We start from the raw sequence: 23497 nt of genomic DNA on the forward strand, positions 1-23497 counted from the left end.
GCCACACTGGCTTCGAAGCGATCAACACTCAGCGTTGATCTGTTGTATAGAAGGGTTTGCGTCCCCTTCGTCTAGTGGCCTAGGACACCGCCCTTTCACGGCGGTAACAGGGGTTCGAGTCCCCTAGGGGACGCCAGTTTTACAGAAGCGATGTTGCAAGATGTCGCTCCGCCGCGAGGCGAAAAATCTGGGGCTATAGCTCAGCTGGGAGAGCGCCTGCATGGCATGCAGGAGGTCAGCGGTTCGATCCCGCTTAGCTCCACCAATTTTACACGTTCAAGGTCTGGCCACACCGTCCTTGAATCGATCAGCTCTCAGCACTGATCAGTTGTATAGAAGGGTTTGTGTCCCCTTCGTCTAGTGGCCTAGGACACCGCCCTTTCACGGCGGTAACAGGGGTTCGAGTCCCCTAGGGGACGCCACGATTACCCGCTCTGCGGGATTTATAAGGGTCATTCAATTATTGAATGGCCCTTTTGTTTGTCTGGCGTTTGGCCAATTCTCCTTTTCCTTACACTGTGCTTCAGACCAGCGGTCATATCCTTGACTTGCAGAATATTATTATGAGAATAATATTCTAGTCGTAATATTCGGAGGCAACGATGAACGATAAAAAAGCTCAAACCCGCGAACGCATCCTCAAGGCTGCCAGCGCCGCACTGATTCAGCGTGGCCCGGCAGACCCCAGCGTGGGCGAAGTGATGGGCGCAGCCGGCCTGACTGTCGGCGGTTTTTATGCGCACTTCGAAAGCAAGGACGCAATGATGCTCGAGGCGTTCAAGCAATTGCTTGGTCGTCGTCGCGACCTGATCGCCGATATGGACAGCGAACTGACCGGCGAAGAACGTCGCGCCTTGGTCGCTGCTTTCTACCTGTCGCGCAAACACCGCGATTCCAGCGACGCGGCCTGTCCGATCCCGGCCTCGATCGGCGAGCTGGGCCGCTTGCCGGATTCGTTCCGCATCGCGCTCAACGAACACCTGGAATTGATGCTTGCGCAGTTGGCGTCCAGCCCTGAGGACACCGACAAAGCTTTGGCCGACGTGGCCTTGATGGTGGGTGGTCTGGCACTCGCAAGAGCGCTCGGCCCGGGAGATTTATCCGATCGATTGCTGCGCGCCGCCAAGTCGGCGGTGCGTTGACCTGAAGGCAAGCGCCTGAGGAGAGAGCGATGAACACGTTGAAGTGGGTTCGTGGCATTAATGGCACCTTGGGCTGGATTGCACCGCAACGAGTGGCAAGCAAAATGCGCCTGGCGTTCATGACGCCGCGGTCGCTGCCTCTGCGCGATTGGGAGTTGCCGTTGCTGGCCAATTCCGAACGGATCACTTTACGCTTCGGTCTGTCAGCCCTGCGCTGGGGCCAAGGCCCGACCGTTTTGCTGATGCACGGCTGGGAAGGGCGGCCAACCCAATTCGCCGCGCTGATCACCGCGCTGGTCGAGGCCGGTTACACGGTCGTCGCGCTCGATGGCCCGGCTCACGGCAGATCCCCAGGGCGTGAAGCCAATGTCGTGCTGTTCGCTCGGGCGATGCTCGAAGCCGCTGCCGAACTGCCGCCCTTGCAAGCGGTGATCGGCCACTCCATGGGCGGTGCCAGTGCGATGCTCGCCGTGCAACTGGGCTTGCGCACCGAAACCCTCGTCAGCATTGCTGCTCCCGCGCGAATTCTCGGCGTGCTACGTGGTTTCGCACGCTACGTCGGCATGCCGCCCAGAGCACGTTCCGCGTTCATTCGTCAGGTCGAGCAGGATGTCGGCATGCGTGCGGCCACGCTGGACGTCGCCCACTACCAACTGGATATGCCGGGCCTGATCGTGCATGCCGAGGACGACAAACTCGTCTCGGTCAAAGAATCGCGACTGATCCACGAGTCCTGGTTCGACAGCCGTCTGCTGCGCCTTGAAGCGGGCGGTCATCAGCGTGTGCTGGCCGACCCCCGGGTGATTGATGGCGTGTTATCACTGCTGGCCGGCCGCAGCCTGCAGGCACGGCAATCGGCGTAAGCATCCGTTACACTGCCCCGGTTGAATAAATCTGACCGGGAGTGGGGCATGGGCTGGGATCGGGCGACGCCGTTTACCATTGATCTGCAAGTGGGCGCCGAGGACATTGACGGCCTGGGACACGCGAACAACGCGGTGTACGTGACCTGGCTTGAGCGCTGCGCCTGGCGTCACTCGCAGCGTCTGGGGCTGGATCTGGTCGAGTACCGGCGCCTGGATCGGGCGATGGCGGTGGTGCGTCACGAAATCGATTACCTGGCCGCCGCCTATGAAGGCGACGAACTGCAGTTGGCGACCTGGATCGTCGATTGGGATCAGCGCCTGAAAATGACCCGGCATTTCCAGCTGATCCGTCCGAGCGACAACACCACGCTGCTGCGCGCGCAGACCACGTTTGTCTGCATCGAGCTGTCCACCGGCAAGCCCAAGCGCATGCCGGCCGAGTTCATCGAGGGCTATGGCCCGGCGATCCAGTCTCTCGAGTCAGCGAATATCTAAATGTGGGAGCGGGCTTGCTCGCGAAGGCGTCGTGTCAGTCAGCATTCATTTAGCTGATCCAGCGCTTTCGCGAGCAAGCCCGCTCCCACAGGGATCTGCGGTTTTGCGCGCAATCCAGTAAACTGCCGCACGTTTTTTCCTTAAGTAGTGTTTTCCCCATGCAAATTGCTCTGGCGCCCATGGAGGGGTTGGTCGACGACATCCTTCGCGACGTGCTGACCCGCGTTGGCGGCATCGACTGGTGCGTGACCGAATTCATTCGGGTCAACGATCAGTTGCTCACCCCGGCCTATTTCCACAAGTTCGGCCCGGAGCTGCTCAACGGTGCGCGCACGGCGTCCGGTGTGCCACTGCGCGTTCAGTTGCTGGGCTCGGACCCGGTGTGCCTGGCGGAAAACGCTGCGCTGGCCTGCGAACTCGGCTCCCAAGTGATCGACCTCAACTTCGGCTGCCCGGCCAAGACCGTCAACAAATCCCGTGGCGGTGCGGTACTGCTCAAAGAGCCGGAACTGCTCAATCAGATCGTCGAGCACGTGCGTCGCGCCGTGCCGGCCCACATTCCCGTGACCGCGAAGATGCGCCTGGGCTTCGATAGCCCGGACGGCTCGCTGGTCTGTGCTACTGCGTTGGCCGAAGGCGGCGCCGAACACATCGTGGTTCACGCCCGGACCAAAATGGACGGCTATAAACCGCCGGCGCATTGGGAGTGGATTCCTCGCGTGCAGGACGTGGTGAAGGTTCCGGTGTTCGCCAACGGTGATATCTGGAGCGTCGAAGACTGGCGCCGTTGCCGCGAAATCAGCGGCGTGGAAGACATCATGCTCGGTCGCGGTCTGGTTTCGCGCCCGGATCTGGCCAAACAGATTGCCGCTGCACGGGCTGGCGAAGAAGTGGTCGAGATGACTTGGGCCGAGCTGATGCCGCTGATCCAGGACTTCTGGTTGCAGGCCAAGGCGCAGATGACTGCACGTCAATCCCCGGGTCGTCTGAAGCAATGGCTGGCCATGCTGACGCGCAATTATCCCGAAGCCACCGAGCTGTTTACCGTCCTGCGCCGTGAGACGGAACCGGATCAGGTCTCGCGTTTACTCGGTCTGCCTGCCGCCGAAGCGGCCTGAAAAAAATCTGCAAATAATCTCTTGAAATCAAATCAGCGGTCCCTATCTAAGGGTTACGCGATGCCGAATTCGGGTCGCGGAGTCAAAAAACCTTGCTGATTGTTTTCAGGAGATTTGAACCATGAGTACTGCATTTTCCCTCGCACCACTGTTCCGTTCCTCGGTAGGTTTCGACCGTTTCAATGACTTGTTCGAAACCGCCCTGCGCAACGAGCCAGGCAGCAGCTATCCACCCTACAACGTGGAAAAACACGGTGACGATCAATACCGCATCGTCGTGGCGGCAGCCGGGTTCCAGGAAGAAGACCTGGAGCTGCAAGTCGAGAAGGGTGTGCTGACCATCAGTGGCGGCAAGCGTGATGCCAACGAAGGCGTGACCTTCCTGCATCAGGGCATCGCCCAGCGTGCGTTCAAGCTGTCCTTCCGCCTGGCCGATCACATCGAGATCAAGGCCGCCGGTCTGAGCAACGGTCTGCTGAGCATCGACCTGTTGCGCGTGATCCCGGAAGAAGCGAAGGCCAAACGCATCCCGATCAACGGGGAGCAAAAACCGGCTCTGCAGCACTGATTCACTTGCGGACACACATTGTCTGAACAGGCGCTGAGCCGTTGAACGAAGGCCCCGATACGTCGGGGCCTTTTTTTGTGCTCGCAGGGAAACCGAACGCACTGTTTGCCGCTGCGGCCACGGCTCTTTACAATCCGCGCCAACAAGGCCGGCACTCCCTCATTCCCGCTGGCCCGGAGCCTTTGTTCATGGACGAAATCGAACAGCGCTGGCTATATGCGCTTTCTGCGCCTTTGGTCGCCCTCAATCCCGATGCCGACTACGCCGCCCCCACTTATTGCTTCGACCTCAAACACGTCGATGTCGAAGGCGGCTGGGGCATTACCACACGCGCGCAATTGCTCGATATGTTGAGCACAGCCGACACCGGGCACGCGACGTCTTTGAATGACGCCTACCGACAGTGGGAACGTTGCCTGCCGTCTGAATGGCAAGCCCTGCTCGACACGCTGGATACCCGCCAGCGCGCCTTTTATGAGTTGGCCAATCGTACGTTCGGCGAGTGTGGCGCTGGCGGTATTCGCGCCTGGGACATTGGCCGAATGGGCTTTCTGTTGCGCTCGGCGGTGCTGCACGGCTGGATCGATCTCACCGAAAGTCTCTGGCTGCACGGCCGCATGGCGGCGCGAGCGCGGTACTACTACGACAGTTGGACGAGTTACCTGAATGGCTTTGTCATCGGTAAAGCCTTCTGGCATTGCCTGGGCAATAAAGATGAGGAACTTGCCCACGAATACGATCGGCAAGGCGACTACATCGGCACCACAGTGGTCATCAGAAAGCTTGATCGCGATGCCCGCGAATTTTTTGCCCAGTTGCCCTGGGACATGCCCTTGCATCTGCCTGAACGGCCCGACTCATTAGGGGAGTTCGACTGGTCATGAGCTGCTGGATTCACTTGGGTATCGAGCCCACCAAAGACAATGACGTCATTCGCGGCGCCTACCGCGCGCGCTTGCCGCAACATCATCCTGAAACCGATCCGGAAGGATTTCAGGCACTGCGCGAAGCGTACGAACGTGCACTGCGTTTCGCCCGCGAGCAGCCTACCGAGGCGGACGAGCCAGTCGATGACGAGGTGAGTCCTGCCGACCAGACGTTGGCAGATTTCGAAGCGCTGCTGATCGATCCGGCACGTCGCTTCAGCCCGGCAGCTTGGCAGGCATTCAATCTAGAGTTGGATCGCCTGCCGCTGGAAGTGCTGGACGATGTTTGCTGGCCATTGTTGCGTGAATTGCTCGACGCGGGACCGATTTCCCACGCCTGCGCACGCTTGTTGGCGCAGCGCCTGGGCTGGGCGAGCCGGATGCTTGATCTGGCTTTCGACAACGCCCGGCATGTCGATGAGTTTTTGAAACGGATAGCCGCGCCGGACCCGTTCGACACGTCGTTGATGTGCCATTGGCCCGTCGTCGCGCAATTGGAAGCGCTCTGGTATGTGCGCACGCTGAATCATCTTCACCATAACGCTTCGCTCGACGATTTCCGCTATTTCGCCAGCCTGCACACCTGCATCCCGCTGCCTGCCGATGATGCACTGGTGCAACGTCTGGCGATCCAGTTCAGTCAGGCCGGCATTGCCAGTAAAGACTTTCTCGACATCGTCAGTGAGCAGCATCGGCTGGCGCCGGAGGATGTTGACTGGCTTTATCTGCTGGCCTGTCAACGCAGTGCGCTGGGCATGGAAGAGTTGGCGCTTCAGGCGTGGGTGCAACTCTGGCGAGAACATCAACATCCGAAAGCCGCCACCTGGTTGCTGGATTTGTGTGCGCGCCATCAACCACAGCGCTTGCCGCTGCTGATCCAGGCGTTTGATCGTCTGGAAAATTTCCGCGCCTGGTCCGCTGACCTCAGTGATGTCACCCAGGAATACGGCAGTCCTTCGCAGCGTCCGGAAACCTTGGGGCGCTGGTTCCGCGCGCGTCAGCTCGACTTGCAGGGCATCGCCGATGCCTTTGTCGAATGGCGCATCAGCGGTGACGAATTGCCCTTGCTGGCGTGGCTGATTATTGCCAGCGACGACCCGGCACTTCAGACGCTGTACCAGCACGCCTGGGCTTTGCATCGCGGCGATGTGCCGTTGCTGCAACGCGTCATGGATGCACCAGCGACTCCGGAGGTTCTTGATCAGCTGGTGCTGGAAGGCTTCAAGTACCAAGCCGATCAACAGATCTGCTGGTTGACCCAGGCCCCCATTCCGCGTGCCTTGCAAGCGTTTCTGAGCAGCGAAGAATCGGCGCAGCTGCCGCCGGAACTGCAAAAGGGCGAGCCGCTGGAGCTCAGTCTGCTGTGGATGCGCCGCTTGCGAGCCTATGATGCGCGGTCGCTGGCCCGGCTGGACGAGGCATTCAGCCTGGACAAGCGCGACGTCGTGCTCGATGGCCTGAAGCTGCAAGCGCAGCTGGCCGAGCAGGGCATGCTGCTGCCAGCCATCGATAACCCTGAGGCTGTCTGGGAATGGCATCGTCAGGCGTTGTACCTGCTGGCGACCCTCGACGAGCCGACACGTTGGCTGGGTGCGCAATCGGCGCACTGCATTGATTCGATGAGCGTTGCGCGTGAGCATCCATTGGCGCGTTTGCAGCCGCTGCTGTGTCGATTGAATCGCGAGCAGGGAAGCGCCAGTGGCCTGCTTGGCTGGCTGCAAGCAGCCGATCCGGTGCATGCCTTGCTCGCGCGTAAATTGTTCAGCGTACAGGAGGCGCTCGACAGTACGCGGCTGTTGAGCAATGACCGTTTGTACGAGTGCATGCGCAGCGACATCAGCCGCTTCAATGATGATTTGCTCGGCCGCATGCTGTTGGGCGGGGTGCTGTATCACGATCCGCTGCTGAATGCGCAACAGCGCAAATTCCTGCTTGAGAGCATTACCGAAGTCGTCAATCCTCAGGATTGGTTCGACGGATTCCGCCACAGTCTGATCAAAGGTGAACCCACACGCCCGCCGCGTGAGGTGCTGGAGGATGACGGCGTTGATTACACCAACGCGTTTTACCTGGCGCTGGATGTGCTCAAGGATCTGGCGCGTTACGGTAGCGCCGGGGTGCCGCGACAGAAAATTCTGATGCGCATGCAGCAGGCCAAGGACGACACGCACAATGGCCTCGGCTTACGCTTTGCCTTCAGTGCATTGCTGTCGTGGTCAGAGCGTTTGCTGTTGGCCAAGGCTGACACTCGGCCGACGCCTGCAACCGCGTTCTGGCGCCTAGGCACACGACTGGGGCGCGAGGCATTTATCGGTCAAGTGATCGGTATCGTGCTGCTTACGCCATTGCTGGCATTGTTCAGTGGTTCGATGTTTTCCGCTTTCGTGGTGTTGGCAGCGGCGCTGATGCTCATGCTCAGCGCCATTCTGCGGCGCTTGCATGACATGGGCCGAGGTGTCGCGACCTTTCTGGTGCTTGCCGGTCTGACGCCTGTCTTGCCGTTTCTGCCGCTGGTGCTGTTCGGCTTTCCCGGCGAGAAGCTGCCCAACCGCTACGGTGTACCACCGGACAGTGATCGTGAGGACACGTTATCCGGCGGTTTGCAGGCCGCGTTACGTCGACTCAACGGTTAGAGATGCAGCTCATCCAGCACTTTGTTGAGTTGTGAGCGGTGGCTGGCGATTTCTTCTGATCGCTGACCACCCAGCACCGAAGTGAAACTGTCCAGCCATTCGGCGATGCGCTGACGCTCGTCGCCGAGGCTTTGCATCCACGCACGTTCCAGTCTCGCCAGCAGGGTGCGGTTGGGCAGGGCGTCGCGGGGATGAATTTTCAGTGCGGCCAAACGCTCGTGGCTGGTCTGGCGCGATTGCTGGTCAAGCCCGGTAGGGCTGCGGTCGATGTTGTGGCTGTGGCGTTCGCCGGTTTCCAGCAGCGTGACATCGACTTCAAGCAGGCCATTGATGTCATAGCTGAAGCGCACATCAAGTGCCTGAATATGATCGATCGGCGTCAGCGTGACATCGAAAGCATCGATGAAAATGTTGTCGCGCACCCACGGACGTTCGCCTTGATATACCTCGATGCGGATTTGTTTCTGCTGCGGATAAGTCGTTTGATAGCGCTCCACCCGTGACGTCGGAATGATGGTGTTGCGCTCGATGATGGGCGAGAAGGCCCCTTCGATGCCTTTGCCGCGCATGGTCTCGATACCCAATGTGTAAGGGCAGACATCGGTCAGGATCAGTTCTTCTACCGCCCCATCGCGCGCCTTGCACGCTGCTTGCGTTGCCGCACCCAGCGCAACGATCGTATCCGGATCAAGATGCCGATAAGGCAGGCGCCCAAATAGCGTGGCGACCATTTGCTGCACCGCTGGCATCCGCGTAGCGCCGCCCACCAGCACCAGGCTGTCGAGGTCACGCGGCTTGAGCCGGGCGTCGCGCAGGGCTTGTTCGATCGGTGCGCGCAAACGGCCGAGCAGTGGCTCCCAGATCTTCACTGCAGCGGCTTCGTCCAGCGACCACTCCAACGTCTTGTCGGCATGCCGCCAGCTCAATGGCTGCATGCCTTCGGCGAGTTTGCATTTGAGCTGTTCCAGCGCATCGCCAAGGCTGGCCATGCCTTGCGCATCGACCATTGATGGCGTCAATTGCCAGTGTTTCAGACAGGCCTGTAACAGTGCGGCGGTGAAGTCATCGCCACCGAGAAAGTTGTCACCGGTCGACGCATGCACCTCGATCAGTGGCAGCGCATATTCCAGCACCGTGACGTCAAAGGTGCCGCCGCCCAGATCGAAGATCAGCGTGCGTTCGAATTTCTGCTCATGCAGCCCATAGGCCATGGCGGCAGCGGTCGGCTCATTGATCAGGCGGGTGACGGACAGTCCGGCCAGTTCCGCAGCAAACAGCGTGCGCTTGCGTTGCTCGTCACTGAAGTACGCCGGCACGGAAATCACTGCTTCCGACACCGTGTGGCCAAGAAAGGCTTCGGCGTCCTGCTTGAGCGAGCCGAGCACCAGCGCCGACAACTCTTCCGGGCTGAACTGACGATTGCCAAGCTGGACTTGTTTGTCGCTGCCCATGAATCGCTTGAAAGCCGCCGCGGTACGTTCCGGGTGGGTGGTCAGTCGGGCGCGGGCGGCTTTGCCGACCAGAATCGTGTCGTCCTCATCGAGGCTGACCACCGAGGGGGTCAGCACGTCGCCGAGGGCGTTGGGAATCAACCGGGCCTGACCCTCCTGCCAGACGGCGATCAGGCTGTTGGTGGTGCCAAGGTCAATGCCCAGCAGGGCCGGGCGGGGAAGGGTTGCATCCTGCATGCTAGATCTCGAAACGGCGCAAAAAACGCGACCCTACAGGTTGCTGTCAGCACTGGCAATTGCCGCTCTGTTGCAACCTGCGCGCTTCATGGCAGCAGCTTTTTCAGATCCTCCAGTGGCAGCGGCCGACTGTGCAGATAACCTTGATACAAATGGCAGCCCAGGCCTTGCAGGAACGCCAACTGCTCCGGCGTCTCCACGCCTTCGGCAATCACCTCGAGCTCGAGGCTGCGGGCCATGGCGACGATGGCGCGGATGATCTCGGCGTCGTTCGGGTCGGTGGTCGCATCGCGGATGAACGACTGGTCGATTTTCAGCGTGTCCACCGGCAAGCGCTTGAGGTAAGTCAGCGACGAATAACCGGTTCCGAAATCGTCCATGGCGAAGCTCACGCCAAGTTTTTTCAGGCGACGCATTTTGCTGATGGTGTCTTCCAGATTCTGGATGACGATGCCTTCGGTGATTTCCAGTTTCAGCAGCGAGCAGGGCAGATCATGGCTGGTCATGCTGTGTTCGATGCGCTCGACGAAATCGTTCTGGCGAAACTGCCGAGGGCTGATGTTCACGCACAGGCTGAAATCCAGCGGGTCGACCCGTTTCTGTGCGATCAATTGTTTGAAGGCCGCGCAGGCCTCGTCGAGGATCCAGGTACCGACTTCCAGGATCAGGCCGCTGTCTTCCAGCACCTTGATGAATTCGGTCGGTGACTGCGCGCCCAGCTCCGGGTGATTCCAGCGCACCAAGGCTTCGGCGCCGATGATGCGGTTGTCCCGCGCGTCGACCTGGGGCTGGAAATGCACTCTGAATTCGCCGCGAGACAGCGCCAGGCGCAAATCGGTCTCCATGCGCAGCCGTTCGCTGGCCGCTTTCTGCATGGTGTTGTGATACATCGTCGTGGTGTTGCGCCCCGAATCCTTTGCCCGGTACAGGGCGATGTCCGCGCGTTTGAGCAGGTCGGTCGGCGTTGAGCCATGATCGGGAATCAGCGCCACGCCAATGCTCGGCGTCACTTGCAGACGCTGGCCGTCGAGGAACATCGGCTCTGACAGCAATTCACGAAGGGTGTCGGCCAGTTCGCGCACCTGTGCGCTGACTTCATTGCGCGTGCCTTCCAGGCCACTGAGCAAGACCACGAACTCATCGCCGCCCAGGCGCGCCACCGTATCTTCCATGCGCACGCTGGCTTCGAGCCGTGCGGTGATGATCTTCAGTACCGTGTCACCCACCGGGTGGCCGAGGGAATCGTTGATGTGTTTGAAGTGATCCAGATCGAGGAACAGCAAAGCTCCGCGCAGGTTGTGACGCTTGAGCAGGGCGATCTGCTGGCTCAGGCGATCCATCAGCAGGGCGCGGTTGGGCAGATTGGTCAGCGGGTCGTGGTAAGCCAGGTGGCGGATTTGTGCTTCAGCGTTTTTCAGCAGGCTGACGTCGCGGGCGGTCAATAGCAGGCATGCGGTTTCGTTGAGGGTGATCGGCTCGATCGAGACTTCCACCGTGAGCATTTCCCCACGCTTGTTGCGCCCGAGCATTTCCTGATGGTGCACGCGGCCCTTGATCTGCAACTCGGCGAACAAGGCCGAACGCTGTTTCTCCTCGGCCCAGATACCGACCTGATACACCGTCTTGCCCACCACTTCATCGGCGCGATAGCCGGTGAGGCGGCAGAAACCGTCGTTGACCTCCAGGTAGCGCCCGGTGTCGCGCTCGGTGATGGTGATTGCATCGGGGCTGGAGTGAAACGCCTTGGCGAATTTCTCTTCGCTGGCCTTGAGTGCCGCTTCCGAGCGTTGCTGCTGGGTGATGTCGCGCAGCGTGGTGACGATGCACGGTTGGTTGCCGACGCTGATCTGCCGGCTGGAAATCACGCAGGTCAGCGATTGGCCGTCCTTGTGCTGGACGATAATGGCGACGTTGCTCAGGCCTTGTTCGCGGATCACCCGTTCGATGCGTTGCAGGCTTTTCGCCGAGGCATCCCACAGGCCGATTTCTTCGGCAGTGTGGCCGATCACGTCGGCGGCGCTCCAGCCGAATGTCTGGGTGAAGCTTGAGTTGATTTCAATGAACTCACCGCTGTCCTGGCGCGTGACGCAGATCGGGTCGGGGCTGACCTGGAACAGCGTGGCGAATTTTTCTTCTGAAGCCACCAGCCGTTGTTCGCGTTCGACCTGATCGGTGATGTCCAGCAGGGTACCGGCCATGCGCAACGGCGCGCCGTTATCGTCGCGATAGAGGCGCGCGCGGCTTTCCAGATAGCGCGAGCTGCCGTCCGGCAGTTGTACCCGGTATGTCAGCTGATAGTTGCCCGCCGGGCCTTCGCGCAGGCTTCGATAGGCGTCGCGCATGTTGTCTCGCTCTTCGCCGGGCACGCCTTCGAAAAACTCATCGAACGATTCATGGAACGGAATCGGCTCAAGGCCATGCAACTGTGCAGCGCGTGCAGAACCGTAGAGCATGCCGCTGGGGATGTGCCAGTCCCAGGTGCCGAGCTGCGCCGAATCCAGCGCCAGATCGAGGCGTTCCTGGCTGTCTTTCAAGGCGTGTTCGGCGGCTTTGCGCTCGGTGGTGTCGAGGAATGTGCTGAGCAGATAGGGCTGGCCTTCGAGTTCGACCTTTTGCGCACTGAGAATGCCGTCAAGGACTTGGCCGTTACTGGCGCGAAATTGCACTTCCATGCTGACCAGCTCGCCCTTGGCTTTGGTCTTCTTGACCAGTTCGGCGCGCTGCTCGGGATGCACCCACAGCCCAAGTTCCAGGGTGGTGCGGCCAATGGCGCTCTGCACCGGCCAGCCGAACAGACTTTCGAAATACTGGTTGGCCTCGCTGATCAAACCGTCTTCCTGTCGCGTCAGCAACACCATGTTCGGGCACAGATGAAACAGCGTGGCGAAACGTTTCTCCGAGCTGCTCAAGGCCTGTTCGCGCTGGCGCTGATGGGTGATTTCGCGAATCACCCCGATCATTCGGGGGCGGCCATTTTTGTCCGGAAGCAGACTGCCGTTGATTTCCAGCCAGTGCAGGCTGCCGTCGGGCCATCGGATGCGGTGGTGCATCGCCTGTTCCAGCGGTGCGCCGGCAATCACCGCGTGGAAGGCGCGTACGGTTTTCGCCCGGTCTTCCGGTGGCAGCAAATCGAGGTATTCGAGGTCTTCCGGCAACGGTTGCCGCGGATCGAAACCGAACAACGCCTGGGTGCCCCGTGACCAACTGATCTGCCCACGCTCGATGTCCCAATACCAGGCGCCGAGCCGTGCGCCGTTGAGCGCCGCCAGCAATTGCGGCGCGCTCTCCCAGCTCTGCTCGGAATGTCGCGGGTCAATGGCTTGAATGCGCGGCATCGGCGGAATTCGGTCAACAGACTTCGGCATCGTTAACAGGCCTTGAGCGGGTGGTGGCATTTAGGTACAGAGACAGCGGCTCTATAGGATTAGCACAAGTTAGCCCTGAATCCCTGGCAGATCGATTTGTGCATCCAGCAAGGCCATAAACGCCCTTGCCGCATTCGACAGCGTCCGTTCGGTGTGCACGATATAGCCTAGCTGGCGAGTGAGCTGTATGCCCGGCAATGCGATGCTCGCGACTTGTTCATCAAGCATGGTGCGCGGCAAAACGCTCCACGCCAGGCCGATCGAGACCATCATCTTGATGGTTTCCAGATAGTTGGTGCTCATGGCGATGTTCGGCGTCAGTCCTTGGGCCTCGAACAAACGTTGGACAATATGGTGGGTAAAGGTGTTGCCGCCGGGGAAAACCGCGGGATGACCGGCAATATCCGCCAGGCTGACGGCGCCATTGCTGATCAGTGAATGCTCGGGAGCGACGACGAAATCCAGCGGGTCGTCCCAGACCGGCGTGGCTTTGACCAGCGTGTGCGGCTCCGGGGCGAGGGTGATGACCGCCAGTTCGGCGCGGCCATGGAGAATTTCCTCGTAGGCGACTTCCGAATCAAGGAACTGAATATCCAGCGCGACCTGTGGGTAGCGGCGGGTGAACTCCCGTAATAGAGGTGGCAAACGGTGCAGACCGATGTGGTGACTGGTGGCCAGCGTCAGGCGGCCGCTGACTTCGCCAGTGAGGTTGGTCAGTGCGCGGCGGGTGTCGTCCAGCACGTTGAGAATCTGATAAGCCCGCGGCAGCAGGGCGCGGCCGGCCTCGGTCAGACCGACTTCGCGACCGAGCCGATCGAACAGGCGCACCTTCAGTTGCTGCTCCAGCCCGGCGATGCGTTTGCTGATCGCCGGTTGTGTCAGGTGCAGGCGCTCGCCGGCGCCGGAGAAGCTACCTGTCTCGGCAATCGCGATAAAAGCATTGAGGTTGGCCAGATCCATGTTCGTATTCCAGTTGGTTATCCAAAGCATAAAAAATATGAATTTGAGTTATTTAATCTAACCCCATAGGATCGGCCTCACAAGCCAAAGGGTTATTGATAAGCCCAGGGCATAGAAACAAGCTGATGAGGAACCGTCTGATGGCCGGCAAAACGCTCTACGACAAGCTCTGGGATTCGCATTTGGTCAAACAGCGCGACGATGGCTCGGCGCTGATTTACATCGATCGTCACATCATTCACGAAGTGACCTCGCCGCAAGCCTTCGAAGGCCTGCGTCTGGCCGGGCGCAAGCCGTGGCGCATCGATGCCAATATCGCGACCCCGGACCACAACGTACCGACGACGCCAGAGCGCAAGGGCGGCATCGAAGCCATTGCCGATCAGGTCTCGCGTTTGCAGGTTCAGACCCTCGATGACAACTGCGATGAATACGGCATCGTCGAGTTCAAGATGAACGACGTCCGCCAAGGCATCGTCCACGTGATCAGCCCGGAGCAGGGCGCGACCTTGCCGGGCATGACCGTGGTCTGCGGCGACTCGCACACCTCGACCCACGGCGCATTCGGCGCGTTGGCGCACGGTATCGGCACCTCCGAGGTCGAGCACGTACTCGCCACCCAGTGCCTGGTCGCCAAGAAAATGAAAAACATGCTGGTGCGTGTCGAAGGGCAATTGCCGTTCGGTGTGACCGCCAAGGACATCGTCCTCGCCGTGATCGGCAAAATCGGCACCGCCGGCGGTAACGGCCACGCCATCGAATTCGCCGGCAGCGCGATCCGCGACTTGTCCGTCGAAGGCCGCATGACCATCTGCAACATGTCCATCGAAGCCGGCGCCCGCGTGGGCCTGGTGGCGGCGGATCAAAAGACTGTCGATTACGTGAAGGGCCGTCCATTCGCCCCGAAAGGCGCGGAATGGGACATGGCGGTCGAAGCCTGGAAAGATCTGGTGTCCGACGCCGACGCCAAATTCGACACCGTGGTTGAACTCGACGCTGCGCAGATCAAGCCGCAAGTCAGTTGGGGCACTTCCCCGGAAATGGTTTTGGCCGTTGATCAGAACGTGCCGGATCCAGCCAAAGAGATGGATCTGGTCAAGCGCGACTCGATCGTCCGCGCCTTGAAATACATGGGTTTGACCGCCAATCAGGCGATCACTGACATTCAACTCGATCGCGTGTTCATCGGTTCCTGCACCAACTCGCGGATCGAAGATTTGCGCGCGGCGGCAGTCATCGCAAAGGGCCGTAAAGTCGCTTCGACCATCAAGCAAGCGATCGTGGTGCCAGGTTCAGGTCTGGTGAAAGCGCAGGCGGAAGCCGAGGGTCTGGACAAGATTTTCCTCGAAGCCGGTTTTGAGTGGCGTGAGCCGGGTTGCTCGATGTGTCTGGCGATGAACCCGGACCGTTTGGAGTCTGGCGAGCATTGCGCCTCGACCTCCAACCGTAACTTCGAAGGCCGTCAGGGCGCCGGTGGCCGTACCCACCTCGTGAGCCCGGCGATGGCGGCGGCGGCAGCGGTGAACGGTCGTTTCATCGACGTTCGTGAATTGATCTAAAAGGAGCGCAGCATGAAAGCTTTTACCCAGCACACCGGTCTTGTCGCGCCCTTGGATCGTGCCAACGTCGACACCGATCAGATCATTCCCAAGCAGTTTTTGAAGTCGATCAAGCGCACCGGTTTCGGCCCGAACCTGTTTGACGAATGGCGTTACCTGGATGTGGGGCAACCGTATCAGGACAACTCCAAGCGCCCGCTGAACAAGGACTTCGTCCTTAACGCCGAGCGTTATCAAGGCGCCAGCGTATTGCTGGCCCGCGAAAACTTCGGTTGCGGCTCCAGTCGTGAACACGCGCCGTGGGCGCTGGAAGAATACGGTTTTCGCAGCATCATCGCGCCGAGCTATGCCGACATCTTCTTCAACAACAGCTTCAAGAACGGCTTGCTGCCGATCATCTTGAGCGACGCTGAAGTCGATGAACTGTTCAAGCAGGTCGAGGCCGAGCCGGGCTATCAATTGCAGGTCGATCTGCAAGCGCAGACCGTAACCCGTCCGGATGGCAAGGTTTACAGCTTTGAAATCGATGCGTTCCGTAAGCACTGCCTGTTGAACGGTCTGGACGATATCGGCCTGACCTTGCAGGACGGCGATGCGATTGCGACGTTTGAGGCCAAACATCGCGTGAGTCAGCCGTGGTTGTTTCGCGACGCGTGATTGATTCGAGATTGATGTAGTCAGGGCCGGCCCCTTCGCGAGCAGGTCGAATCGTCGCACCGTCGCTCCCACATGGGAATGTATTCCAAGGTGGGAGCGAGCCTGCTCGCGAAGACGGCAGCCCGAACAACACAAATATCAGGATGTGACCATGACCAGCACCGCCCAGCACACTCAGGTCGTACAGAAGCAATTCGGTGAACAGGCCGCCGCCTACCTGAGCAGCGCCGTTCACGCTCAAGGCACTGAATTCGCCCTGCTACAAGCTGAGCTGACAGGACAGGGCAGCGCTCGGCTGCTGGACCTGGGTTGTGGCGCCGGTCACGTGAGCTTTCACGTCGCACCGCTGGTAAAAGAAGTGGTGGCCTACGACCTTTCGCAGCAAATGCTCGATGTGGTCGCGGCGGCTGCCGTAGATCGCGGGTTGAGCAACATTGCTACAGTCAACGGCGCCGCCGAGCGCCTGCCGTTTGCCGATGGCGAGTTCGACTTCGTGTTCAGCCGTTATTCGGCGCATCACTGGAGCGATCTCGGTGTGGCCCTGCGCGAAGTTCGCCGGGTGCTGAAGCCGGGCGGCGTGGCGGCGTTTGTTGACGTGTTGTCACCGGGCAGTCCGTTGTTCGACACTTACCTGCAAAGCGTCGAAGTGCTGCGCGACACCAGCCATGTGCGCGATTATTCCGCTGGCGAGTGGTTGCGTCAGGTCAGCGAGGCCGGTTTGCATACGCGTAGCACCACGCGTCAGCGTCTGCGGCTTGAGTACAGCAGTTGGGTCGAACGCATGCGTACACCTGAAGTGATGCGCGCGGCGATCCGCCAGTTGCAGCAGTCGATGGGCAACGAAGTGCGCGAATATTTTGAGATTGATGCCGATGGCTCGTTCAGTACTGATGTAATCGTGCTGATGGCGCAACGGTAAGCATTTTTCCGGGAGTGCCAGTAAACGGCGCACCGACTGAAGACACGAGGAAAGCATGAGCAAGCAGATTCTGATTCTCCCAGGTGATGGTATTGGTCCGGAAATCATGGCCGAAGCGGTCAAGGTGCTGGAGCTTGCCAACGACAAGTACAGCCTGGGCTTCGAGCTGAGCCATGACGTGATCGGTGGTGCCGCCATCGACAAGCACGGCGTGCCGCTGGCTGACGAAACCCTCGACCGTGCCCGCGCTGCCGATGCCGTGCTGCTGGGCGCTGTCGGTGGCCCGAAATGGGACGCCATCGAGCGCGACATCCGTCCTGAACGCGGTCTGCTGAAAATCCGTGCGCAACTGGGCCTGTTCGGCAACCTGCGTCCGGCGATTCTCTATCCGCAACTGGCCGATGCTTCCAGCCTCAAGCCGGAAATCGTTGCCGGTCTGGACATCCTGATCGTTCGTGAGCTGACCGGCGGCATCTACTTCGGCGCGCCACGTGGCACTCGCGAGCTGGAAAACGGCGAGCGCCAGGCCTACGACACCCTGCCGTACAGCGAAAGCGAAATCCGCCGCATCGCCCGTGTAGGTTTCGACATGGCCATGGTCCGTGGCAAGAAGCTGTGCTCGGTGGACAAGGCCAACGTGTTGGCGTCCAGCCAGCTGTGGCGTGAAGTGGTCGGGCAAGTGGCCAAGGATTACCCGCAAGTCGAACTGAGCCACATGTACGTCGACAACGCCGCCATGCAACTGGTGCGTGCGCCGAAGCAGTTCGACGTGATCGTCACCGACAACCTGTTCGGCGACATCCTGTCCGACGAAGCGTCGATGCTCACCGGCTCCATCGGCATGCTGCCGTCGGCCTCGCTGGATGCCAACAACAAGGGCATGTATGAGCCTTGCCACGGTTCGGCGCCGGACATTGCCGGTAAAGGTATTGCCAACCCGTTGGCGACCATTCTGTCGGTGTCGATGATGCTGCGTTACAGCTTCAATCTGCACGAAGCAGCCGATGCCATCGAGAAAGCCGTCAGCGTCGTGCTCGATCAAGGGCTGCGTACTGGCGACATCTTCTCGGCCGGTTGCACTAAAGTCGGTACGCAGGAAATGGGCGACGCAGTAGTCGCCGCGCTGCGGAATCTGTAATCTCTCCGGCCCGCTGCGAAATTCAATACAAAGCAGCGGCCCACTTTTCAAGAAGGTGTAGTTGCGATGAAACGTGTAGGTCTGATCGGTTGGCGCGGTATGGTCGGTTCCGTGCTCATGCAGCGGATGCTGGAAGAGCAGGATTTCGATCTTATCGAGCCGGTGTTTTTCACCACTTCCAATGTCGGTGGCCAAGGCCCGTCCGTGGGCAAGGACATTGCTCCGCTCAAGGACGCTTACAGCATTGAAGAGCTGAAGACCCTCGACGTGATCCTGACCTGCCAGGGCGGCGACTACACCAGCGAAGTGTTCCCCAAGCTGCGTGAGGCCGGTTGGCAGGGTTACTGGATCGACGCGGCCTCGAGCCTGCGCATGAACGATGACGCGGTCATCATTCTCGATCCGGTCAACCGCAAGGTCATCGACCAGCAACTGGACGCAGGCACCAAGAACTACATCGGCGGCAACTGCACCGTCAGCCTGATGCTGATGGGCCTGGGCGGTCTGTTCGAAGCCGGTCTGGTCGAGTGGATGAGCGCCATGACTTATCAGGCGGCTTCCGGTGCCGGCGCGCAGAACATGCGTGAACTGATCAAGCAAATGGGCGCGACTCACGCTGCCGTTGCTGATCAACTGGCCGATCCGGCCAGCGCGATCCTCGACATCGACCGTCGTGTGGCCGACGCCATGCGCAGCGAAGCGTACCCGACCGAGAACTTCGGCGTGCCGCTGGCCGGCAGCCTGATCCCGTGGATCGACAAGGAACTGCCGAACGGTCAGAGCCGCGAAGAGTGGAAAGCCCAGGCCGAGACCAACAAGATTCTGGGTCGCTTCAAAAGCCCGATCCCGGTCGACGGCATCTGCGTGCGCATCGGCGCCATGCGTTGCCACAGCCAGGCGCTGACCATCAAGCTGAACAAAGACGTGCCGATCGCCGACATCGAAGGGCTGATCAGTCAGCACAATCCTTGGGTCAAACTGGTGCCGAACCAGCGCGAAATCAGCATGCAGGAGCTGAGCCCGACCAAGGTGACTGGCACCCTGAATGTTCCGGTGGGGCGTCTGCGCAAGCTGAACATGGGCACCCAGTATCTGGGCGCCTTCACCGTCGGCGACCAACTGCTGTGGGGCGCGGCCGAACCGCTGCGTCGCATGCTGCGGATTTTGCTGGAGCGTTGATCGCTTGCAGCAATGAAAGAGCCCGCGCCTTGTGAGAGGTGCGGGTTTTTTTATGCTTCAGATTTCTCGATTGCCTGTACCGGCCTCTTCGCGAGCAGGCTCGCTCCCACAGGGGAATGCATTTCAAAGTGGGAGCGAGCCTGCTCGCGAAGAGGCCGGTACAGCGACCACAAATGCTGGGCAGAAATTGCCTGTGCGCCAGTCACCCGGTAAAGTGCCGCTCCCCCCGTTTCGCCAGAGGTAGAATCATGACCCAGACCCTAGATATTGCCGTGATCGGCGCCACCGGTACTGTCGGCGAAACCCTCGTACAGATTCTCGAAGAGCGCGACTTCCCGGTCGGCAACCTGCACCTGCTGGCCAGCAGCGAATCCGCCGGCAGTTCCGTGCTGTACCGCAACAAGAACGTACGCGTGCGCGAAGTCGATGAGTTCGATTTCAGCAAGGTCAAACTGGTGTTTTTCGCTGCCGGTCCAGCCATCACCCTGAGCTACGCTGCCCGCGCCCATGCTGCCGGCTGCTCGCTGATCGACCTGTCGGGCGCCTTGCCGGCCGATCAGGCGCCGCAAGTGGTGCCGGAAGCCAACGCCGCTGTGCTCGCCGGTTTGAAAGCGCCGTTTCAGGTCAGCAGCCCCAGCCCGTCGGCCACTTCGCTCGCCGTAGTGTTGGCGCCGCTGCTTGAGCTGATCGATCTGCAGTACGTCAACGTCACCGCCAATCTCGCCGTTTCCGCCCAGGGTCGCGAAGCCGTCACCGAGCTGGCACGTCAAACAGCCGAGCTGCTTAATATGCGCCCGCTGGAGCCAACCTTCTTTGATCGCCAGATGGCGTTTAACCTGTTGGCGCAGGTCGGCACGCCTGATGCGCAGGGCCACACGCTGCTGGAAAAACGTCTGGTGCGCGAGCTGCGCCAGGTGCTGGCGCAGCCTTTATTAAAGATTTCCGCAACTTGCGTTCAAGCCCCGGTGTTTTTTGGCGATAGCTTTAGCGTGACCTTGCAGTCAGCGCAGGCTGTCGACCTGGTAAAGGTCAATGCCGCGCTGGAAGATGCGCCGGGTATCGAACTGGTCGAGGCGGGTGATTATCCGACGGCGGTCGGCGATGCGGTGGGGCAGGACGTTGTCTATGTCGGTCGCGTGCGCAACGGTGTCGATGACCCGGCGGAACTTAATCTGTGGCTGACGTCAGATAACGTACGTAAAGGCGCGGCCCTTAACGCTGTGCAGGTGGCTGAATTGTTGATAAAAGACCTGCTGTAAAAGATACTTGGCAACAATTTGTCGACTGATTCTAGCCGGGCGCTATGCTTGGCCGGAGCACTCGATAACGTTTCACCCTCCGGGACTTTCCGGGGCATCAAAGAAATGATCGCGCGCGACACCTGTCGTCGTCGCGCGCAATGCCTTACGGCAGCGGCAATCAACATCTTCTCGCTGGCCGAGGAACGTTCAAACAAAGGATGAGGCTATGGTTCAAGTTCGCAAACTGGTGTTAGCAATAGCGGCCGCGTCGGCGCTGTCCTCCGGTATGGCGCATGCCCTCGGGCTCGGGGAGCTGACCCTGAAGTCGACCCTGAACCAGCCGCTGGTGGCTGAAATCGAGCTGCTCGACGTCAAGGATCTCACCGCTGCCGAAGTGGTGCCGAGCCTGGCCTCGCCGGAAGATTTCGCCAAGGCCGGCGTTGATCGCCAGGCTTTCCTTAACGATCTGACGTTTACCCCGGTGCTCAACGCCAGCGGCAAAAGCGTGCTGCGCGTAACGTCGAGCAAGCCGCTGTCGGAACCGATGGTGAAATTCCTCGTGCAGGTGATGTGGCCGAACGGCCGTCTGCTGCGCGATTACAGCGTGCTGCTGGATCCATCGAAGTTCTCGCCGCAGACTGCTGATGCCGCCGCGCAACCGGCGCCGTCGCAAACCGTCACCGCGCCGACCACTGGCGCCACGCACCCGGCTCAATACACCACCACGCCGCGCGACACCCTGTGGGAAATCGCCGCGAAGGCGCGCACTGGCGGTTCGGTGCAGCAGACCATGCTGGCCATTCAAGCGCTGAACCCGGACGCTTTCATCGGCGGCAACATCAACCGGCTGAAAACCGGTCAGGTGCTGCGCCTGCCGGACTCGGTGCAGAGCACTTCACTGCCACAGTCCAAAGCCATTGCTGAAGTCGCCGCGCAAAACGAGGCCTGGCGTCAGGGCCGTCGTTATGTGGCCAAGCCTGGCAGCGGTCAGCAGCAGCTCGATGCGACCAATCGTGGTCGCGGCAATAGCGGCGCTGCGCCAGATGCCAAAGACAACCTGAGCCTGGTCTCTGCCGAAAGCGCCAAGGCGCGCGGCAAAGGCCCGGCCGGCGATGCCAAGGCCCTGAGCAACAAGCTCGCGCTCACTCAGGAAAGCCTCGACACGACCCGTCGTGACAACGAGGAACTGAAAAGCCGCATGTCCGATCTGCAAAGTCAGCTGGACAAGCTGCAAAAGCTGATCGAGCTGAAGAACAATCAACTGGCGAAGATGCAGGCCGAAGGCGCGGGCGCCGCGCCGGCCGGCAATCCTGCCGCTGCGCCGGTTCCGGCGATTACCGCCGAACTGGCCGCCACGCCGCCGGCCACTCCGGCCGATGCTGCGTCGACATCGCCTACGCCAGAGTCGGCCATCGCACCACCGGCTGAGACGCCTGCCGAGACCCCCGTTGTAGAGCCGAAACCGGTTGTCGATGACGAAAAAACCTTCAACGAGCTGCTGACCAATCCGATCCTGATGGGGCTGGTCGGTGGTGGTGCTGTGGTTCTGCTGCTCTTGCTGTTGCTGCTGGCCCGTCGCCGTAAAGCTCAGCAGGAAGCCGAAAAGCATGTGCGCATGGCTCGCGCCCTCGCCGAAGACCAGGATCTGCCGGAAAGCAGTTTCGAAGGTCTGGAAACACCGGCGGCGAGCGTCAAGCTGAATACGCCGGCGCCAGCCCCTGTTGCTGCGGTAGTCGCCCCGATCGTGATGGCCGAACCGATTGCCGCGCCGCTGGTGGCGCCGGCCGCTGAGCGCTCCGACGACGTGCTGGACAAGGCGCAATCGCACATCAATGCCGGTCGCCTGAATCAGGCGGCCGCGTTGCTGGAAGAGGGCGTCAGCCTGGAGCCACAGCGCAGCGATCTGCGTCTCAAGCTGATGGAAGTCTACGGTCAGCAGGGCGACCGCGATGCGTTCGTTGGTCAGGAGCGTCAGCTGGTGGCCAATGGCGACAACTTCGCCAAGGTCGAAGAGTTGAAAAGCCGCTTCCCGGCCATGGCGGTAGCTGTTGCCAGTGGTCTTGCGGCAGCGGCTGTTGCTGCTGAGCTGGATGCTCAGTACGTCAAAGACTTACTGCTGGATGAGCCGGAAGAACCAGCAACGACACCTGCTGAAGATGATCTGGACAGCGCGTTTGACTTGAGTCTGGACGATCTCGACAACATTACGCCGGTAGAACCTGCGCCGGTCGTTGAGCCAGAAGCGCCGATTGAGCTGGGTGCCCCGGTCGAGCTGGACGAATTCCCGGCGGACGATGATTTGAGCTTCGAATCGGTGCTGCAACAGCAGACCGAAATCAAAGAGAATCTGGACGACTTGTCGGACTTCGACCTGGATCTGGATCTTGGCGCCGAACCAGCGCCAGCCGCATTGGCTGACGACGATTTTCTGCTGGATCTGGACGACAGCGTGAAGGATCTGCCGCCGGTCGAGGCGCCAGTGGTTGCCGATGTGCCGCAGGATGATCTCGAGTTGCCAGCCGATTTCGATCTGTCGCTGGCCGATGAAATGGACAGCAACCCAACTGCCGAACCGGATGCCTTCGCGGCTGAGTTGGACGACGTCAACGCCGAACTGGATCGCCTGTCGCAAAGCATCGCCGAACCGACCTTCACCGAAGCCGATGCAATGAAGGGTGATGATCTTGGCGAAGATGATTTCGACTTCCTCGCCGGCACTGACGAAGCGGCGACCAAGCTCGATCTGGCTCAGGCCTACATCGACATGGGCGACAGCGATGGTGCACGCGACATCCTCAACGAAGTGTTGACCGAAGGTGACGAGAAGCAGCGTGGTGAGGCCAAGGACATGCTCTCGAGCTTGTAATCAGTCCAGCGATAAACGAAGCGGCAGCCCATTGAGGCTGCCGTTTTTGTTTGTGCGGGATTCATTGGTGCCTGATCCACCGCTTTCGCGAGCAAGCCCGCTCCCACAGGGGAATGCATTCCAAGTGTGGGAGCGGGCTTGCTCGCGAAGGCATTGTTACAGGCGACAGAGAACCTC

General features: G+C 60.3%; 17 protein-coding genes and 3 tRNA genes. 17 read left to right on the top strand and 3 right to left on the bottom strand.

Going from position 1 to position 23497, the window contains the following annotated elements:
* Positions 1 to 60: 60 nt before the first annotated feature.
* The 10 genes from CKW18_RS07995 to CKW18_RS08040 all read left to right on the top strand — a co-directional run bounded on the left by CKW18_RS07995 (position 61) and on the right by CKW18_RS08040 (position 7748).
* Positions 61 to 136: transfer RNA gene (locus CKW18_RS07995), tRNA-Glu, on the top strand.
* Positions 137 to 189: 53 nt separating this feature from the next.
* A tRNA-Ala gene (locus CKW18_RS08000) sits at positions 190 to 265 on the top strand.
* Between the two features lie 81 nt (positions 266 to 346).
* Positions 347 to 422, top strand: a tRNA-Glu gene (locus CKW18_RS08005).
* A 180-nt stretch (positions 423 to 602) separates the two neighbouring features.
* Positions 603 to 1142 carry a TetR/AcrR family transcriptional regulator gene (locus tag CKW18_RS08010; RefSeq protein ID WP_095188345.1) on the top strand — a complete coding sequence of 180 codons (540 nt, stop codon included), beginning with the start codon at positions 603 to 605 and terminating at the stop codon, positions 1140 to 1142.
* Between the two features lie 29 nt (positions 1143 to 1171).
* Positions 1172 to 2005 carry an alpha/beta fold hydrolase gene (locus tag CKW18_RS08015; RefSeq protein ID WP_095188346.1) on the top strand — a complete coding sequence of 278 codons (834 nt, stop codon included), beginning with the start codon at positions 1172 to 1174 and terminating at the stop codon, positions 2003 to 2005.
* Between the two features lie 48 nt (positions 2006 to 2053).
* Positions 2054 to 2503 (top strand): thioesterase family protein, encoded by a 450-nt coding sequence (locus tag CKW18_RS08020; protein ID WP_025111177.1) that lies wholly within the window; start codon positions 2054 to 2056, stop codon positions 2501 to 2503.
* Positions 2504 to 2661: 158 nt separating this feature from the next.
* On the top strand, positions 2662 to 3621 hold the full coding sequence (locus CKW18_RS08025; RefSeq protein ID WP_095188347.1) for a tRNA-dihydrouridine synthase: 960 nt from the start codon (positions 2662 to 2664) through the stop codon (positions 3619 to 3621).
* A gap of 121 nt (positions 3622 to 3742) precedes the next feature.
* Positions 3743 to 4189 carry an Hsp20 family protein gene (locus tag CKW18_RS08030; protein WP_095188348.1) on the top strand — a complete coding sequence of 149 codons (447 nt, stop codon included), beginning with the start codon at positions 3743 to 3745 and terminating at the stop codon, positions 4187 to 4189.
* 41 nt (positions 4190 to 4230) lie between these two features.
* On the top strand, positions 4231 to 5073 hold the full coding sequence (locus CKW18_RS08035; protein WP_310867753.1) for a DUF1266 domain-containing protein: 843 nt from the start codon (positions 4231 to 4233) through the stop codon (positions 5071 to 5073).
* Complete coding sequence (locus CKW18_RS08040; RefSeq protein ID WP_095188350.1) at positions 5070 to 7748, top strand: DUF805 domain-containing protein; 2679 nt, start codon at positions 5070 to 5072, stop codon at positions 7746 to 7748. Before CKW18_RS08035 ends, CKW18_RS08040 begins: the two co-directional genes overlap by 4 nt.
* On the opposite strand, the gene CKW18_RS08045 is transcribed toward CKW18_RS08040, so the two are convergent.
* From CKW18_RS08045 to CKW18_RS08055, 3 genes are all read right to left on the bottom strand, one after another.
* Positions 7745 to 9436, bottom strand: coding sequence for a molecular chaperone HscC (locus CKW18_RS08045; RefSeq protein WP_095188351.1), 1692 nt, complete (start codon positions 9434 to 9436; stop codon positions 7745 to 7747). The two genes, CKW18_RS08040 and CKW18_RS08045, sit on opposite strands and share 4 nt — an antisense overlap.
* An 86-nt stretch (positions 9437 to 9522) precedes the next feature.
* Positions 9523 to 12801, bottom strand: coding sequence for a PAS domain S-box protein (locus tag CKW18_RS08050; RefSeq protein ID WP_095188352.1), 3279 nt, complete (start codon positions 12799 to 12801; stop codon positions 9523 to 9525).
* Positions 12802 to 12870: 69 nt separating this feature from the next.
* Complete coding sequence (locus CKW18_RS08055; protein WP_095188353.1) at positions 12871 to 13761, bottom strand: LysR family transcriptional regulator; 891 nt, start codon at positions 13759 to 13761, stop codon at positions 12871 to 12873.
* Between the two features lie 140 nt (positions 13762 to 13901).
* On the opposite strand from CKW18_RS08055, the gene leuC reads away from it, so the two are divergent.
* From leuC to CKW18_RS08090, 7 genes are all read left to right on the top strand, one after another.
* Positions 13902 to 15320: a 3-isopropylmalate dehydratase large subunit gene (leuC, locus tag CKW18_RS08060; RefSeq protein WP_016984527.1), complete on the top strand. Its 1419-nt coding sequence runs from the start codon at positions 13902 to 13904 to the stop codon at positions 15318 to 15320.
* A gap of 12 nt (positions 15321 to 15332) precedes the next feature.
* Positions 15333 to 15977: a 3-isopropylmalate dehydratase small subunit gene (leuD, locus tag CKW18_RS08065; protein ID WP_007913445.1), complete on the top strand. Its 645-nt coding sequence runs from the start codon at positions 15333 to 15335 to the stop codon at positions 15975 to 15977.
* 151 nt (positions 15978 to 16128) lie between these two features.
* Entirely contained in the window at positions 16129 to 16896 is a 768-nt protein-coding gene (locus CKW18_RS08070; RefSeq protein ID WP_095188354.1) for a class I SAM-dependent methyltransferase, read from the top strand.
* 55 nt (positions 16897 to 16951) lie between these two features.
* Complete coding sequence (leuB, locus tag CKW18_RS08075; protein WP_095188355.1) at positions 16952 to 18034, top strand: 3-isopropylmalate dehydrogenase; 1083 nt, start codon at positions 16952 to 16954, stop codon at positions 18032 to 18034.
* A gap of 66 nt (positions 18035 to 18100) precedes the next feature.
* Entirely contained in the window at positions 18101 to 19213 is a 1113-nt protein-coding gene (asd, locus tag CKW18_RS08080) for an aspartate-semialdehyde dehydrogenase (protein ID WP_095188356.1), read from the top strand.
* Between the two features lie 248 nt (positions 19214 to 19461).
* On the top strand, positions 19462 to 20472 hold the full coding sequence (locus CKW18_RS08085) for an aspartate-semialdehyde dehydrogenase (RefSeq protein WP_095188357.1): 1011 nt from the start codon (positions 19462 to 19464) through the stop codon (positions 20470 to 20472).
* A 208-nt stretch (positions 20473 to 20680) separates the two neighbouring features.
* Complete coding sequence (locus CKW18_RS08090) at positions 20681 to 23320, top strand: FimV/HubP family polar landmark protein (RefSeq protein ID WP_095188358.1); 2640 nt, start codon at positions 20681 to 20683, stop codon at positions 23318 to 23320.
* Positions 23321 to 23497: the final 177 nt, after the last annotated feature.

It is taken from the genome of Pseudomonas sp. Irchel 3E19 (assembly GCF_900187585.1).
GTDB lineage: Bacteria > Pseudomonadota > Gammaproteobacteria > Pseudomonadales > Pseudomonadaceae > Aquipseudomonas > Aquipseudomonas baetica.

Coding starts and splice junctions, on each gene's coding strand:
- CKW18_RS08085 (WP_095188357.1), top strand. CDS start 19,462: ATGACCCAGACCCTAGATATTGCCGTGATCGGCGCCACCGGTACTGTC.
- leuB (WP_095188355.1), top strand. CDS start 16,952: ATGAGCAAGCAGATTCTGATTCTCCCAGGTGATGGTATTGGTCCGGAA.
- asd (WP_095188356.1), top strand. CDS start 18,101: ATGAAACGTGTAGGTCTGATCGGTTGGCGCGGTATGGTCGGTTCCGTG.
- CKW18_RS08055 (WP_095188353.1), bottom strand. CDS start 13,761: ATGGATCTGGCCAACCTCAATGCTTTTATCGCGATTGCCGAGACAGGT.
- CKW18_RS08070 (WP_095188354.1), top strand. CDS start 16,129: ATGACCAGCACCGCCCAGCACACTCAGGTCGTACAGAAGCAATTCGGT.
- CKW18_RS08050 (WP_095188352.1), bottom strand. CDS start 12,801: ATGCCGAAGTCTGTTGACCGAATTCCGCCGATGCCGCGCATTCAAGCC.
- leuD (WP_007913445.1), top strand. CDS start 15,333: ATGAAAGCTTTTACCCAGCACACCGGTCTTGTCGCGCCCTTGGATCGT.
- leuC (WP_016984527.1), top strand. CDS start 13,902: ATGGCCGGCAAAACGCTCTACGACAAGCTCTGGGATTCGCATTTGGTC.
- CKW18_RS08090 (WP_095188358.1), top strand. CDS start 20,681: ATGGTTCAAGTTCGCAAACTGGTGTTAGCAATAGCGGCCGCGTCGGCG.
- CKW18_RS08030 (WP_095188348.1), top strand. CDS start 3,743: ATGAGTACTGCATTTTCCCTCGCACCACTGTTCCGTTCCTCGGTAGGT.
- CKW18_RS08010 (WP_095188345.1), top strand. CDS start 603: ATGAACGATAAAAAAGCTCAAACCCGCGAACGCATCCTCAAGGCTGCC.
- CKW18_RS08015 (WP_095188346.1), top strand. CDS start 1,172: ATGAACACGTTGAAGTGGGTTCGTGGCATTAATGGCACCTTGGGCTGG.
- CKW18_RS08025 (WP_095188347.1), top strand. CDS start 2,662: ATGCAAATTGCTCTGGCGCCCATGGAGGGGTTGGTCGACGACATCCTT.
- CKW18_RS08040 (WP_095188350.1), top strand. CDS start 5,070: ATGAGCTGCTGGATTCACTTGGGTATCGAGCCCACCAAAGACAATGAC.
- CKW18_RS08045 (WP_095188351.1), bottom strand. CDS start 9,436: ATGCAGGATGCAACCCTTCCCCGCCCGGCCCTGCTGGGCATTGACCTT.
- CKW18_RS08020 (WP_025111177.1), top strand. CDS start 2,054: ATGGGCTGGGATCGGGCGACGCCGTTTACCATTGATCTGCAAGTGGGC.